General features: G+C 42.8%; 13 protein-coding genes and 3 pseudogenes. 10 read left to right on the top strand and 6 right to left on the bottom strand.

What is annotated here, in order from left to right; all coding sequences use genetic code 11:
* Window positions 1–105: 105 nt before the first annotated feature.
* The 10 genes and pseudogenes from IUA53_RS01565 to IUA53_RS01520 all read left to right on the top strand — a co-directional run bounded on the left by IUA53_RS01565 (window position 106) and on the right by IUA53_RS01520 (window position 8645).
* Window positions 106–840 (top strand): glycosyltransferase family 2 protein, encoded by a 735-nt coding sequence (locus IUA53_RS01565; RefSeq protein ID WP_015066033.1) that lies wholly within the window; start codon window positions 106–108, stop codon window positions 838–840.
* Window positions 841–1557: a TVP38/TMEM64 family protein gene (locus tag IUA53_RS01560; protein WP_015066032.1), complete on the top strand. Its 717-nt coding sequence runs from the start codon at window positions 841–843 to the stop codon at window positions 1555–1557.
* The gene (locus IUA53_RS01555; RefSeq protein WP_020742702.1) at window positions 1532–3274 is read left to right on the top strand and encodes an ArnT family glycosyltransferase; all 1743 of its coding nucleotides are present in this window, start codon (window positions 1532–1534) and stop codon (window positions 3272–3274) included. Before IUA53_RS01560 ends, IUA53_RS01555 begins: the two co-directional genes overlap by 26 nt.
* 122 nt (window positions 3275–3396) lie before the next feature.
* Window positions 3397–3834: pseudogene (locus tag IUA53_RS01550) on the top strand (phosphoethanolamine transferase domain-containing protein); the annotation flags it as partial.
* A gap of 103 nt (window positions 3835–3937) precedes the next feature.
* Window positions 3938–4549: pseudogene (istA, locus tag IUA53_RS01545) on the top strand (IS21 family transposase); the annotation flags it as partial.
* A 62-nt stretch (window positions 4550–4611) separates the two neighbouring features.
* Window positions 4612–5780, top strand: a protein-coding gene (locus IUA53_RS01540) for an IS3 family transposase (protein ID WP_196897259.1) whose coding sequence is annotated in 2 segments (ribosomal slippage) — window positions 4612–4864 and window positions 4864–5780 — 1170 coding nt in all. Because the reading frame shifts where the segments join, the coding sequence is not laid out codon by codon here.
* 39 nt (window positions 5781–5819) lie between these two features.
* A pseudogene (locus IUA53_RS01535) lies at window positions 5820–6221 on the top strand (IS21 family transposase); the annotation flags it as partial.
* Window positions 6218–7003 (top strand): IS21-like element helper ATPase IstB, encoded by a 786-nt coding sequence (istB, locus tag IUA53_RS01530; protein ID WP_196898101.1) that lies wholly within the window; start codon window positions 6218–6220, stop codon window positions 7001–7003. The pseudogene IUA53_RS01535 and the gene istB, both read left to right, overlap by 4 nt.
* 50 nt (window positions 7004–7053) lie before the next feature.
* Complete coding sequence (locus tag IUA53_RS01525; protein ID WP_269748628.1) at window positions 7054–8238, top strand: phosphoethanolamine transferase; 1185 nt, start codon at window positions 7054–7056, stop codon at window positions 8236–8238.
* Window positions 8226–8645 (top strand): diacylglycerol kinase, encoded by a 420-nt coding sequence (locus tag IUA53_RS01520; protein WP_196898100.1) that lies wholly within the window; start codon window positions 8226–8228, stop codon window positions 8643–8645. Before IUA53_RS01525 ends, IUA53_RS01520 begins: the two co-directional genes overlap by 13 nt.
* On the opposite strand, the gene tnpC is transcribed toward IUA53_RS01520, so the two are convergent.
* From tnpC to IUA53_RS01490, 6 genes are all read right to left on the bottom strand, one after another.
* On the bottom strand, window positions 8642–10144 hold the full coding sequence (gene tnpC / locus IUA53_RS01515; RefSeq protein WP_196898098.1) for an IS66 family transposase: 1503 nt from the start codon (window positions 10142–10144) through the stop codon (window positions 8642–8644). The two genes, IUA53_RS01520 and tnpC, sit on opposite strands and share 4 nt — an antisense overlap.
* Before the next feature lie 86 nt (window positions 10145–10230).
* Window positions 10231–10581, bottom strand: coding sequence for an IS66 family insertion sequence element accessory protein TnpB (gene tnpB / locus IUA53_RS01510; RefSeq protein WP_014979024.1), 351 nt, complete (start codon window positions 10579–10581; stop codon window positions 10231–10233).
* Window positions 10578–10898: an IS66 family insertion sequence element accessory protein TnpA gene (gene tnpA / locus IUA53_RS01505; RefSeq protein ID WP_014979025.1), complete on the bottom strand. Its 321-nt coding sequence runs from the start codon at window positions 10896–10898 to the stop codon at window positions 10578–10580. The genes tnpB and tnpA overlap by 4 nt, the downstream gene beginning before the upstream one ends.
* A 314-nt stretch (window positions 10899–11212) precedes the next feature.
* Window positions 11213–11431 carry a DUF3955 domain-containing protein gene (locus IUA53_RS01500; RefSeq protein ID WP_226434510.1) on the bottom strand — a complete coding sequence of 73 codons (219 nt, stop codon included), beginning with the start codon at window positions 11429–11431 and terminating at the stop codon, window positions 11213–11215.
* Between the two features lie 307 nt (window positions 11432–11738).
* A complete protein-coding gene (locus tag IUA53_RS01495; RefSeq protein ID WP_020742700.1) occupies window positions 11739–12617 on the bottom strand; it encodes a cation diffusion facilitator family transporter in 879 nt (292 codons plus the stop codon).
* 43 nt (window positions 12618–12660) lie between these two features.
* A complete protein-coding gene (locus IUA53_RS01490) occupies window positions 12661–15768 on the bottom strand; it encodes an efflux RND transporter permease subunit (protein WP_012516886.1) in 3108 nt (1035 codons plus the stop codon).
* Between the last annotated feature and the right edge of the window lie 7 nt (window positions 15769–15775).

The following is a 15775-nucleotide window of genomic DNA, read 5'->3' as shown; positions in this document are numbered from 1 at the left end:
CCTCAATTAAATGACTCTTCATAAGCGTATCTTAAGTTTCGTTTGTTAGAGTTTTCCTGTCGAAAATAGAATTTGCTTGATCTTGGGGCTTTGACAGAGGGCTACGTGCGAATTTCAGTTGTAATACCAGCAAAAAACGAAGAAGAAAATTTAAAACCCTTAATTGAGGAAATTTATAGAGCGTTAACAGGTGTAGCAAACTTCGAAGTCATCTATGTTGATGATGGAAGTACGGATAAGACATTTGAGAATTTGCTTTACCTGAAAGCGAGTGGCTTTGACAAAGTTAACGTACTACGGCATAAGCACTCGGTGGGACAAAGTACAGCTATTTGGACAGGGGTGAGCCATGCTGATGGAGAACTTGTAGTAACACTTGATGCGGATGGGCAGAATGATCCCTCTGATATACCAAACCTCCTGACTATGGCCTCTCAATTTCCGTTAGGGAGTCACTTTTGCATTGCTGGTCACCGTAAAAACAGAAAGGATACAGCTTGGAAAAGATTTCAGTCAAAACTAGCAAATTCTGTAAGAAGTAAACTTCTTAATGATGATACACCTGACACCGGATGTGGGTTAAAGGTCTTTCCAAAACAAACATTCCTCGATTTACCCTATTTTGATCATATGCATCGTTTTCTGCCAGCACTGATCCGGCGACAAGGTGGGATCATTAAAGTTGTTGAGGTGAATCACAGAGACAGGCAATTTGGAAAATCAAAATATAATATGTTAGGGCGGCTTGGGGTCGGACTAACTGATATGGCAGGAGTTTATTGGCTTCAGAAACGTAATAAACTTAATGATGTCATCTTAGAAAATGAAGAGAGTATCTAATTGAATTCCAGTCTCCTTCGTTTCTTCATTTTGGTACTTACCATTCTGTTTTTTAGTCATTTGATTCCGGTCTCTCCCTCATTTGACGCATTTAATCAGGAATGGATAGACAAGCATACCCGTAATAATGGAGTGACAGGGATAGCCAAATTTTTAGCCGTCTCAGTATTTTTACTTTCTATCGGACTTCCACGCCAGTTAGTCGCATTTATGGGGGGGTATGCCTTTGGATTTGCTGCAGGTATCATCTATTCAACATTAGCAGCTATCCTCAGCTGTGCAACAGTTATGGCAGTGTCCCGATCTTTCGCTAGACCGATTATTATTCAACACTTTGAAATGCGGGTGCGCAAGTTAGACCATTTTCTAGTTCGCTCTCCCTTTCTTAAGTCCGTTATCATTAGACTGTTGCCAGTAGGAAATAATCTACTCACAAACATTTTTGCTGGCGTTTCAAAGATTCCACGACGCTCTTTTATTCTTGGGTCTACTATTGGCTACATCCCTCAAATGGCGGTTTTTGCATTGATGGGTAAGGGTGTATTAGTCAACTCTGAACTTAAAATAATCATAAGCGCCCTATTATTCGGGATTTCCAGCTTGCTAAGCGCATATCTTTTTAAGGTTTATCGTCGTCAACATAATGACGATAAAACTCTTCGTTCACTCACAAAAAGCAGCAAATGTAGCAATGAATCAGACGAGCTTAGCCATTAAACATAAGAACAAGCACCCAAATTATACTTTCTGGCTTTTTGTACTGGCTAGCGTGTTGATATTTATCGGGATTGGGTTAAGAGATCCCTGGCCTGCTGACGAACCTCGTTTTGCACAAGTTGCAAAAGAAATGGTTGAAACAGGTCAGTGGTTCTTTCCAGCCAGAGCGGAAGAGTTTTATCCTGATAAACCACCTGTGTTTATGTGGTCTATCGCTTTTTTCTTTGCGCTATTCGGGTCAATTAAGATTGCCTTTCTGCTCCCATCTGCTTTATGCAGCCTACTCACACTTTTTTTGGTGTATGACATCTCAAAACGACTGTGGAGCACAAAAGAAGCGCTGATCGCAACGTCACTTCTTTTATTGAGTTTTCAATTTTTGCTTCAGGCCAAGTCTGCACAAATAGACGCAATGGTCTGCTGCTGGATAACAATAGGATGCTATGGTCTTCTGCGCTTTTTCTTAGTTGAAAGGCGATGGCGTTGGTATTACCTCGCCTTTTTCTTCATGGGAATTGGCGTCATCACAAAAGGGGTCGGATTTTTACCAGTCTTAATGCTGATACCATACTTGATACATCGACGCGTTTGGCCTCAGCGGGACATAGCTAAGAAGCAAACTAAAAACTCCGTATTACCGTGGATAATGGGTGCAGTGGTGATGTTACTGGCTATATCACTATGGTTTATACCTATGTTGATATTAGTCGAAAATAGCCACGATCCATCACTTGCTCTATATAGAGATAACATTCTTTTTAGGCAAACGGTCACTCGATATGCTGATTCCTGGCATCACATAAAGCCATTCTGGTATTACCTCGTTGAGGTTATTCCATTATTTTGGCTGCCAATTAGCATCGCTCTTCCATGGCTCATCCCATTTTGGTATAGCGCAATTAAAAAAGGTGATGCCCGCATACTCTTACCGTTGGGTTGGATTGTACTTGTCCTGCTTTTCTTCAGCGTAAGTCCTGGCAAACGGGGGGTGTACATCTTACCCGCATTGCCGATGCTGGCACTGATCTCTGCGCCTTACTTTGATTCAGTTGTTAATAAAAAAGTATTCTCCTGGCTTTTGTGGGGTGTTGTATTTTTACTATCAGTAGGCTTATTGGGGTTTGGTTTTTCCGGCATAGTAGAAGCATCATTCGCCCTAAAATTAGAAGAAAAGTTCGGGCTTTCTCCGTGGATGTTTTTTTTAGTAACGGGGGGACTGACGTGTCTGGTTACGGTGATTACTTCTAGAGGGAAGCACTGGAAAGCCTGGCCTTATTTCTTGTGTACTCTTTGGGGCATGTACGCTACATGGGGTTACACTTTACTTGAAGATGTAAAAACCCCTAAAAGCGTATTTGGAAATATTGAAAAAGAAATTGGCAAACATGATGCAACTATTGCACTTGTTGATTTTTCTGAACAGTTTATTCTCTTCTCGCCTTATCCCATCGTCCACTTTGGCTATCATACCCCTACTGATGAGCAATTATCTGCCGCCTACCAGTGGATGGAGAAGACTGACAAGGGAAGATATATCCTCGTAGATGAAAAACACGTACGTAATGATTGTTTTAAAAAAGAAATGGCAACGTCTGTAGGATATGCACATCGCGTCCACTGGGTTCTATTATCGCACGAGGCATTAACCGAAAAATGTCCGCTTACGAGAACGACGACTGAGATCTTTAGTTATATCCCAGACAGGCCCGTTACGTGAGAAATACATATCTTCATAAAATGAAAAAATAGTGCGAAAATTTTCATTCCACAGTTTTCCTTAAGCGTCATTTAAGTTTTGACAGGTAACTTGTGTGCTAAGAAGTACACGAGAGCCTTATTGTGAAATTCCCAATAACACTAAACTTTAATCCTACATCAGCTCAGTTCATTTTAGTTTCTTCACTATTTATCGCAGCAATATTCAACGCACCATTTCTGTCTGCTGTTTATGAAGTTGTAGCCCCTGTAACATTGAATGAGTGGGTATTTTTTCTCTCTGTACCGCTCTTGCTAACCTTTTTTAATGTTATTTTTCTAAGTCTTTTTGGTGCCCTATTTTTGCCGCGCACCACCGTTGCAATTGCTTTCGTTGTAAGTTCTCTACTACTTTACGGCACCTTGGCCTATGGTGTCATTTTCGATAAGAGCATGATACAGAATGTAATGGAAACAAATTCTGGTGAAGCTTTTTCCTATCTAAATTCGACACTTGTTTTATTCTTCTCTATATTGGGATTAATCCCTGTATTTGCGATTTTTAACCTGGAATTAAATGGGATGTCACCGGCAATGTAAAACTGACCCACTAACGACAATTTAAAATTGACCCACCTGAGGCACAATGACCACCGGTTATGAAAAAAACGGTGGTTGAGATGCAATGCTAAATCAGGAGTCACTAGTGGATATTCACGTGCTACATCAACAAGGTCACAGTATCCGAGCTATTAGCCGTCAACTCGGTATCGCTCGAAACACCGTTCGTTGTTATTTGCGAGACATCGCCCGCACACCTAATTATGGGCCAAGGCCAGAAAGACCTTCAAAGTTAGACCCTTTTAAACCCTACGTTCGAGAACGCATTGAGGCTGCTAAGCCCTATTGGATCCCCGCGACGGTCTTGTTACGCGAGATTCAAACGCAGGGATACGACGGCAAAGAAGGGATTTTAAAAATCTACATTCGGCAATTTAAGCCCAAAGCAGAAGAAGATATCGTGCGCTTCGAAACGGCACCAGGACAACAGATGCAAGTAGACTTCACTACTATTAAGCGTGGTCACGCTAAGCTTAAAGCGTTTGTGGCTACAATGGGCTATAGCCGTGGTACTTACGTGTGTTTCAGCACACATGAGAAGCAGGATGATTGGATAAACGGGATCCGCGAGGCGCTTCATTACTTCGGTGGTGTCCCGAAGGAAATCCTGTTTGATAACGCCAAATGCTTGATGATTGAGCGAGATGCCTATGGCGATGGTCGCCATCGATGGAATATGACGTGCTCCAATAGATTCACGCAGCCAGTTAAGGGATAATTATCTCAACTGGAGTGTATATGAAAACGCGAAAAAGCTATTCAAAAGAATTCAAACTGGACGCTGTTAGTCTGGTTACAGAACAAAATTATAAGATTGCTGAGGCTGCTCGTAGTCTTGGTATTAGCGCGAATATGTTAGGCCGCTGGCTTAAAGAGCAAGAATCAGAAGGCGCTCACGCATTTCGAGGCAACGGTAAGTTGACACCGGAACAGGAAGAAATTCGTCAGTTGCGAGCAGAGAATAAACGCCTGAAAATGGAGAAAGAGATCCTAAAAAAGGCGACGGTCTTCTTTGCCAAAGAAACCAAGTGAAATACGGTTTCATTACCCAACATAAGAAGACCTGGCCGATTAGTCTGATGTGTCAGGTTCTGGGAGTCAGTCGCCGTAATTACTACAGTGCAGTGCGACGAAACGAGCAACTCGAACCAGACCCTCAACATGATGAGCTAATTGAATGGGTACAGAAGATAGCAGATGCCAGTGACTTTACCTATGGCGTAAGGCGAATGAAACGCGCGCTGAATTCGCTCGGTTATCCGGTTGGAAAACAGCGAACGAGAGCCTTGATGAAAGAAGCCGACGTGAGCGTCAGACGACGTAGAAAATACAAAGTAACGACCAACAGCGACCATCAGCAACCTGTATTTGATAACGTGCTATCACGCGACTTTGATGCGCAAAAACCAGACCAGGCGTATGTCTCTGACATTACCTATATCTGGACGCAGGAAGGCTGGCTGTATCTGGCCGTTGTCATCGATCTGTTCTCACGCAAAGTCGTGGGTTGGAGTATGTCTTCTCGGATGAGTGCCCAGCTTGTGTGTGATGCCTTAACAATGGCTTTATGGCAACGTAAGCCCAAGGCTGGCCTGATACATCATTCGGATCGTGGTTCGCAATATGCCAGCCGACAATTTAGACAGCTACTGGCGCAGTACAAGGTAACAGGTAGCATGAGTAGGAAAGGTGATTGTTGGGACAATGCCGTTGTAGAGAGCTTCTTCGGCACATTAAAACAAGAGCGAGTGCAATGGCGTCATTACCAGAGCCGTCATGCTGCTCAGCAGGATATCCTGCAATATATTACTATGTTTTATAACAGCCAAAGAATGCACTCATATCTGGATTACAAAAGTCCAAACCAATATGAAGCTGACATGGCTAACTTAGGAAAAGCGGCTTAACTGAGTTGTGTGAATTTGGTTGACCACGTCAATAAGCATCTTCTTGAACTAGCGTCTGATTATGGGTTCAGGTTAAGGGCATGCCGTCCCTATCGAGCCAAAACCAAAGGTAAAGTGGAGCGGTTTAATGGTTACCTAAAGCACAGTTTTATTACGCCGCTTGCTGCAACATTGAAACAAGCCGGACTTACCCTAGATGTTGATACGGCCAACGCACAAATCGGGCCATGGCTCGAAGATGTTGCCAATCAAAGAGTACATGGGACGACAAAGCAAACGCCAGCGGCCTTGTTAATTAAAGAGCAACTGGCATTAGCGACCTTGCCGTTAAAATCTCTGTCTGGTAAGTCACCACGCATACCATCACGAAGGGCCGTCCCCGTTGAAAGCTTCCAGCACCCGCTGAGTGTTTATGACCAATTGTTGAGGGCGCAGCCATGAACTTGCAAATGGAACGAATACAACAAGCTTGTGACAGCCTAAAGTTATGCACCTTAGCAACCGAGTGGTCTGCCATTGCTGACAACGCCGCTGGGAAAGAAAGCTCATTGGCTGACTTCCTAGAATCACTGCTGAATGTTGAAGTAGAAGCAAGACAGCAACGAACGAGGGAAACACTGCTTAAGTTCGCGGGTCTACCGGCGATTAAGTCGTTCGCAGATTACGACTTCAAGTTCGCTACCGGTGCACCTAAAAAACAGCTTCAAGAACTTACCAGCCTCGCATTTATCGAGCGAGCTGAGAACATCGTATTACTTGGCCCTAGTGGTGTGGGGAAAAGCCACTTGGCACTAAGCTACGCCTATCAGGCCATTCAAAAAAGCATCAAAGTGCGTTTTATTACCGCCGCCGATTTAATGTTGCAACTAGGAACAGCCAAAAAACAAGACAGGCTGGAAGGGTATATTAAACGTAGCGTACTCGCCCCCAAGCTACTAGTGATAGACGAGATAGGCTATTTACCGTTCGGTAGAGAAGAAGCCAATCTGTTCTTTAATGTAATTGCTAAACGTTACGAGCATGGCAGTGTAATCGTCACGAGTAACTTACCGTTCTCACAATGGTCAACGGCCTTCGCTGACGATCAAACGCTGACTGCTGCCTTGTTAGATAGACTATTACATCATGCTCATATCGTTCAAATTGCAGGAAACAGTTACCGGCTTAGAGGCAAGAAAACAGCTGGAATAGCCCCAGTCAACAATAAACACAATGAAGTTTAAACGCTAAAGGTGGGTCAATTTTACTTTACCGCTAAGTGGGTCAAAATTAGATTACCGTTGACAGGAAGCTCAAGGCTCGAATCAAGCACCTTCTAGTGCTGAACTTATTAGCTTTATTGGGTATTGCAATTATAGCCACGTTCCTTTTTAAGAGCTATGCAGCTGTCGGCAGAAATAACAAAGACCTAACGAAGTATATTATTCCCTACGCCTTTTATGATTCAGGGTACAAGTACCTTCGGGACACTTACTTCTATCCGCCTTTACCCTACAAAGTATTAGACAAGCGTCCCTACATAAAAGGGAATGCTGATATACATCCGTCTACTACAGTGTTTGTGGTTGGCGAAACGGCCAGAGCTGACAAGTTTTCAAGCAACGGCTATTCGAGGCGTACTACGCCTAATATCCAGAACGCAGGTGCAATCAGTTTTAGCAAGGTGACATCTTGCGGCACTGCTACCGCAGTCTCTGTGCCATGTATGTTCTCAAGACTTTCACGAGAAAATTATGATTCGCGTATCGCAGACAGTCAGGACAATGTTTTAGACATCATTCATCGTGCAGGTGTTGACGTCACATGGATTGACAATAACAGTAGCTGTAAAGGAGTATGCAAGAGGGTAGAGACTATAGACTTCAACCCGTCAAGAGTTCCCAAGTTGTGCGATGGAGATTATTGTTATGATGAGGTACTTATTGACCTTTTAAGAGAAACTCTTTCAAGACCATCTAAAGAACATAGAGTTATAGTCTTACATATGATTGGCTCACACGGGCCTACCTATTACCGGAGATACCCAGAGAAATTTGCTAAGTTCGTGCCAGACTGTCCCAGAAGTGATATTCAAAATTGTGAAGAGGCAGAGCTGACAAATACGTACGATAATACTATTGCATACACAGACTACGTGCTAGGCCAGATTATTGAACAGCTTTCCACTATTCCTAATTCGTCGATGCTTTATCTATCGGATCATGGTGAGTCATTGGGAGAAAAAGGGCTTTATTTACACGGTTTCCCTTATAATTTAGCGCCTGTTGAGCAAACTCATGTACCAATGGTTTATTGGGCCTCCAAGTTTAGCCAACCTGAATACAGTGATTGCGTAAGGTCGTTGTCCAGTCATCCTTATTCGCATGACAACCTTTTTGACACATTACTTGGTCTTACTAATGTGCAAAGCAGCACCTACCAACCCACTCAGGATATTTTACGAAAATGCGAGTCATAGACGAAACCACATCAAAAATGCATTTCGACCCTAAAGCCAAACCAAAGGGCATGTTGCGTATTGTATTAGCAATGAAAAACTCAGTTCGAGCTATATCATGGCTTGTTAAAAACGAGTCAGCGTTCCGGCAAGAACTTATCTTACTTATCTTAGCGGCGGGAGTGCTTGCATTTTGGTCAATTCCTTATATGGAAAAGGCGATTTTACTTTCCTCCATACTCTTCGTTTTGTTCGCTGAAATTATAAATACTGCAATTGAAGTAACTATTGACCGTATTGGAAAAGAGATTCACCCACTGTCAGGCTTAGCTAAAGATTTAGGCTCAGCGGCTGTTTTAGTGACGATCGCAATTTCATCACTGTTGTGGTTAGCTACATTGTGGTGCGCGTCCGGTAATCCCACCTAACGCTTAGCAAATTGCCATGGTAGAAGTTGCTCGATATCGACGTCGGGCTTGCTGAGTTCATCAAGGCAAGTCATCACATACTCGAACACATTGAGGTCGTTAGCTTTAGCGGTTTCGATGATGCTGTAGAGCACTGCGCTGGCGTTTGCGCCCGTGGCGGTTTGACTAAATAGCCAGTTTTTTCTGCCTATGACGAACGGTTTAATCGCGCGCTCAGCGCGATTATTATCGATACTTAGTTGGCCGTCTAGTGTATAACGCTCGAGCTTTTCCCATTGGTTCAAGCAGTATTGTATCGCTTCACCTAATTTGGTTTTAGGTAGTACTTGCTGGACTGATTTCGTTAGCCATGTGTAAAACTGATTGAGTAACGGCAGGCTTTTTTCTTGTCTTGTGCTGTAGCGCACTTCTACCGCTTTATCTTTTAGCTGGGTTTCTATGCGGTAGAGCTTTTGGATGTGATTGAGCGCCCAATCTGCTTTGCCACTGCCTTTCTTTCCTGCACCTTTTTTGGCTTCCATAAACTTACGGCGTGCATGTGCCCAACAACCAATGAGTGTGGCTTGCGTTTGCTCATAGCCTTGATAGCCATCTACTTGCAGGTAGCCGTTATAGCCATCAAGGAAGTCTACTGCGCATTGCCCAGCGCGACTATTGTGATAATCGTACAACACGATATTGGATGTCGCTGTATCGGGGATATTACCGCTAGGTGAATCAGCGCCACTGGCGTACAACCACATATAGCTGTTCGCTTTTTCAGACTCAACCACTTTTAGCGTGGTTTCATCCGCCGCGATAACAGGTTGCTTTAACAGGTGTTGATGAAGCTGCTCATAAAGCGGTTTAAATAACTCAGCGCAGCGGATTATCCAATCAGCCATGGTTTTACGGCTTAGCTCGATACCATGCTGTTTAAACATTGCTTCTTGTCGATAAAGCGGTAGCCCATACTGATATTTGCTGGTAATGATTTGACTTAACAAGCTTGGCGTTGCATATCCTTTGGGGATAACACTGTGAGGCACTGGCGCTTGCTTCACCTTATTGCTGATGCCGTCTTTTTCACAAGTACGGCACGCATATTTAGGACGAACATGCTCAATCACTTTTACCTGAGCGGGGATAAACTGAAGCTTCTCTGACTTATCTTCACCAATGCGATGTAATTCGCCCGCACAACAGCCACAGATTTTTTCTTCGTCGCTAATATCGTGAACGATAACTTCACGAGGCAGGTCTTTAGGCAGCGGTTTACGTGTCGCCTTTTTGCGGGTGTAGCTCATCGTTTCTTCGGCGGTTTCAGATTCAACGACCAGTTCTTCCGCTTCATTAAACAACTCACCTTGCCCAGGGTGGCCTTCAGTACTTTTACCGAACTGCTTGTGCTGGGCAATACGAAACTGTTCTTCGAGATATAGATAGCGAGACATAACCTGCGACAACATCTTTTTCAGTGTCGCGGGGTCGTCGGGTAAGTTTTCGATATCAATATTCATGACCTTATTATCATGCAATAAGATACTGATTACCCGACATTATTAAGACAATTTTGCGATCGTTAATCGCTACTTATGATCACAGGTTATAAGCCGGATGCAGTGTAATTTAAGGGCTGATGGCCAATCACATCAAAGCCGGATAATAACCATTGCAACTGCTGCTCACTCACATGCATCTGCTGTAAATTCTCATCGACAGGCCATTTAAACCGATGCTTCTCAAGTCGTTTGTACCAGAGTGCGAACCCCGTTTTATCCCAATAGAGTATTTTTAGCTTATCGCGCTTTTTATTGCAGAAGACGAACAATGCATCACGGAACGGGTTGAGATTCATATCCTGCTCAACCACGACAAGTAAGCCGTTAATTGATTTACGGAAGTCGACGATTTCCATGTATAAATAAATGTCGGCAGGCTCAACGAACATCTTCATTCGGCCAATACCTTCATCACGGCGGCAACCCAATGAGGGTTAGTAGTGGTTGGCACGGTAAGTTCTGCGTTTCCCAATTTCAGGAGGAGGTCGCCACCCATTTCCTCAGTGTATGACTCAACTTTAGTGACTTCACGCTTAACCTGAACGAACTTACTATTTGTTCGCTGTAGCCTGATATCACGACGCCTAGTGTAGTATGTTTGAACATTAATCTGTTGCTGGCGACAAAACGCCACCGCAGTGAGTCCGCTTTGTTTTTGTTGGTCAAATAAATTGAGCCAGTCTTGCACGTCTCTTCGTTGATGTTGCTGCATGGTCATTCTCCTTTGCAAAGAGAGCACCATGCCGGAGCTAACTTATGAATTGAATGTGGGGATTACCGGACGGACACACATTGTGTAGATATTTTTGATTTGAGACTGTTGACTCACCGATGAGGTACCGCACTGACATGGGTCCAACTATGCAAATTCATCAATGTGTATAAAAGAATAGAAAGCCAATAATTAGCGAGCTTTAATATAAGAAGTTAAAGTCTGATATAACTAAAAGGCAATACCCAACAACCTTTAGGTTCAGTTTTCAATTACTAGCCAGGAGTTGCATAGCAAATCGCAAAGCAAAATTGTCAGTTAGAAAAAGTTCTTCGCGTGCTTTTACTTTCGCTGATTTTTTTAAGTTTAATGAAAGTGAAAGCAAAAGTCAGCGATGCCATCAGCTCAAACAGCCAAAATATAGGAATGAAGCCAAACGATTCAACCAAAAAACCATTTTCATCTATACTCGAGCCTTTTATGTTATAAGCGATTAAACACAAAATACCACTAATAAAAAATAAGAAGCTCATCTTATAGTTACTTATAAATTTCATTAATGTCTCTATATTTTATTTTCAACATCTCGTAAGAGCACGAAGGAAACGTTGATGTCGAAGGTACGTGTTCAATCTTGCCTCTTACCACTTTAGTTACGCATTATTATCTATCACACTCTCCTTACAGTTTAACAAAAAATTTAATCATGAGGGGAACAAACTAAAAAGTTCAATGAAAATCTATAGTCATGATTGTAGACAATGTGTCACAAATAAAATTTTAGCTTAGAATTAAAACTTGAATTACTGTCGACTATCATTGTTAATGAGTGATGGAATTTCATCTCACCTCCTCATTAACTGCAGAATGCTCGTCAGTAAACTCTATTTCAACTGTGCTGTAACTGAAGTCAAACATGGCCAAGCTATCATAAATATCAAGCTTCAATAACTTGTATTCTTCAACTGTCTTTAAGGCACTGCCAACGCGTATAGTAATAACATTGTGTTCTCCGTCAAGTGACCAAATTTTTAAGTCATGGATATATTCAACTCTATCAACACTCCGGAGTTCATCTAACACTTGTTTGTATAAGTTTTTCTCTGGAACACCTTGCAAAAATAATTTTAAGGTTGCTAATAAGTTTCGAATTACATTAAACAATATAAAAAGCGTAAAGCCAATCGAAAGTAGGGGGTCTAAAATTGGCCAGTCGACAAATTGCATTACTATGGCAATAATTAATACAGCAACCCAGCCTAAAACGTCCTCCAATAAATGCCAGTTCAACACTCTCTCGTTTAGGGTATTTCCTCCCTGGAGTTTATACACAGCAAAGCCGTTTACAGCGACACCTAGAATCGCAAGTAATATCATGCCTTCTGTATTTGGAACGACCGGGTCTAATACTCGAGGAATGGCTTCTGATAATACCCAGATTGAGCCAAGGATAAGTACGGCTCCGTTAATAAATGCCCCTAACAGGCTGAGTCGCTTGTACCCATATGTGAAATTTTCATCGGCCTCTCTCTCTCCTAACTTATTGAGACACCAGGCGCTTCCAATAGAAACTGAATCGCCGAGATCATGAACAGCATCTGCCATTATAGCAGTGCTGTTCGTTAGCCAGCCGCCAATAAATTCAATAATTGTGAAGCTGAAATTTAATAGAAAAGCCCACCCAATTTTGTTTGAGCTATTTGAATGATTATGAGTCATAGAGGCTCCGGTGCGCCCGGAACATACCGGGCGTAAAATTTGATTAAGAGTTGCGTTTGTTATGTGCGAGCTGATAAAGCGCAGGTAAAATAAATAATGTCAATAAAGTTGATGATATAATTCCCCCAATGACTACAGTGGCGAGCGGTCTTTGTACTTCAGCACCTGTTCCTGTATTAAGTGCCATGGGAACAAAGCCTAAGCTGGCCACTAACGCAGTCATCAAAACAGGTCGAAGCCGGATTATGGCCCCTCGAATTACTGAAGTATAAATATCACCATTTTCCTGCCAGAGTTGTCTGATGAATGCGACCATCACTAGTCCATTCAAAACCGCGACCCCGGACAAAGCGATAAAGCCTACTCCCGCAGAAATTGAAAGAGGCATATCTCTAATCCAGAGTGCCAGTACTCCTCCAGTCAAGGCTAGTGGTACACCAGTGAAAATTATCAATGCGTCTTTAACAGACCCAAACGCCATAATGAGTATGCCAACTATCAACGCAAGCGTAACCGGAACGACTAAAGTCAGCCGTTTGCTGGCGGATTCCAGTTGTTCAAAGGTACCACCAAACTCTAACCAATATCCTTCCTTCATTTTTAAATCGGATTTAAGTCTTTTTTGTAAATCAACGACAAATCCTCCTAGGTCGGTTCCTCGTACGTTAGTCGTTACGACAACTCTGCGCTTTCCATTCTCTCGGCTGATCTGTGCAGGCGCCGGCTTTAACTCGAGAGTGGCTACCTCTTCAAGCGGTACAAAACTATTGCCGACACGAACAGGTAAGCTCTCTAATTTGTCAATATTTGTACGCAACTCTTCAGATAATCTGATTACAATTTTAAACCGACGATCGCCTTCATAGATTATGCCTGATTCCTTACCCCCTATGCTGGTTGAAACGAGTGCTTGAATGTCTGCTACGTTAAGACCGTACCTTGCGAGAGCATCTCGTTTTGGTAATATGGACAACATAGGAAGGCCGGCAACTTGCTCAACTCGGGTGTCTGAGGCACCTTGTATCGACTCAGCGATCTCAGCAACCTTATTTGCAGAATCCAACAATTGCTCTAAGTCATCACCGAAAACCTTGACTGCAACATCAGCCCTTACGCCGGAAATCAATTCATTAAATCTCATTTGAATTGGTTGGGTAAATTCATAGTTATTACCGGGAAGCTTTGAGGCGACTGATTCAATTTCAGCCACTAGATCCGATTTAGATTTAGCTGGATCAGGCCATTCTGAGCGAGGTTTAAGTATTACAAAACTATCGGCTACATTAGGAGGCATTGGGTCTGTAGCGACTTCTGGTGTACCTATTTTCGCAAAGACTACCGCTACCTCTGGAATTTCTAACAGCGCACCTTCAAGTAATTCTTGCATTTGAATTGATTGGTTTAGACCGGTACCCGTTATGCGTAAAGCCTGTAAAGCGACATCACCTTCATCCAGTTGAGGAATAAATTCAGACCCAAGTGTTGTTGCCAACCATCCGCAGAAGACAACAAACGCTAGTGCAGCCCCAAGAGCAGCAGCTTTAAATTTAAGAATAGCCCTAAGTGCTGGTTCGTAAGCCAGTTTCACCCAACGTATTAAAAAACTCTCCTTTTCACTGATTTTTCCCCCCATGAAAATTGCGATCGCTGCAGGCACTACCGTCAGTGACAAAATCATTGCCGCAATAAGAGCGATAACAACAGTTATTGCCATGGGATGAAACATCTTTCCCTCTACGCCTGTTAAAGTAAAAATAGGCAGATAAACAGCGGTTATGATCCCGACTCCAAATAAGCTGGGCCTGATTACTTCAATCGTTGCTATTTTCACTTCTTCTAGACGTTCCTTGAGTTGAAGAAGTCTGCCGTGATGCTGTTGCGCTTCAGATAAGCGCCTAATACAGTTTTCAACAATGATGACAGCGCCATCGACAATCAGACCAAAATCTAAAGCCCCCAAACTCATCAGATTTGCCGAAACACCTCTCTGGACCATTCCAGTGATTGTCATCATCATAGCAATAGGTATGATCGCAGCCGTAATAAGAGCCGCTCGAATATTGCCTAGTAGTAAAAATAATATGACAATTACGAGTAATGCTCCTTCCAGCAGGTTCTTCTGCACAGTGTTTATCGCTTTGTCGACCAGTGTAGTTCGATCATAGGCGGGTTCAGTAACTACCCAGCTTGGTAACGATCTTTGAATTTCAGTTAATTTACTGGCAGTTAAAGCTGCAACTTCCCTTGAGTTTTCTCCCAGCAACATCATGACCGTTCCCATCACTGTCTCTTTACCATTTCTTGTAGCGGCACCGGTCCTCAGCTGCTTACCCAAGCCTACAGTTCCAATATCTTTTATTAGAACAGGAACAGATCCTTTTTTTCCTACTACGACATTTTCGATATCCTTTATCCCTGTCAATTGACCTGGAGAGCGAACAAGAAGTTGCTCGCCATTTTTCTCAATATAGCCTGCTCCAGCATTATCATTGTTTAAATATAGTGCTTCAGAAATGTCTTTAAGCGAGACTCCCATCTCCAGCATTTTTACAGGGTCGGGATTGACGTGATATTGCTTGTCATAACCTCCAATAGTGTTTACTTCTACTACTCCCGGAACCTGGGCTAACTGTGGTCGAATGATCCAATCTTGTACCTCTCTTAAAGCCATAGGTGTGACCGGCGAGCCATCGGGTAACGTTGCTCCATCTTTCCCTTCCAGTGTATATACGAAAATTTCGCCAAGCCCTGTTGCGATTGGCCCCATTTCTGGCTCAAGGCCATCAGGTAAAACACTTTTAAGGTTAGCAAGTCTTTCGTCGATTAAATTTCGGGCAAAAAAGATATCCGTTCCTTCTTCGAAAATAACTGTAATCTGTGAAAGACCATACCTCGATATAGAACGTGTATAGGATAAGTTAGGCAAGCCATATAGTGCTGTTTCGACAGGAAATGTTATTCGTTGTTCAGCTTCTAATGGTGAGTACCCCGGAGCTTTGGTGTTAATCTGAACCTGTACATTTGTAATATCTGGTACAGCATCAATAGGTAATCGCTGGTAGCTCCAAACGCCGATCCCAATTAAGATTAGTGCAAGAACAAGAAACAAAAAGCGTCTTTCTACTGAAAGACGAATAATATTATCAATCATTTATCGT

This window comes from Alteromonas sp. B31-7, assembly GCF_015767655.1.
GTDB classification, from domain to species: Bacteria; Pseudomonadota; Gammaproteobacteria; order Enterobacterales; family Alteromonadaceae; genus Alteromonas; species Alteromonas australica.
The sequence above is the reverse complement of the archived record's forward strand: the minus strand, read 5'-3'. Positions and strand labels throughout refer to the sequence as shown.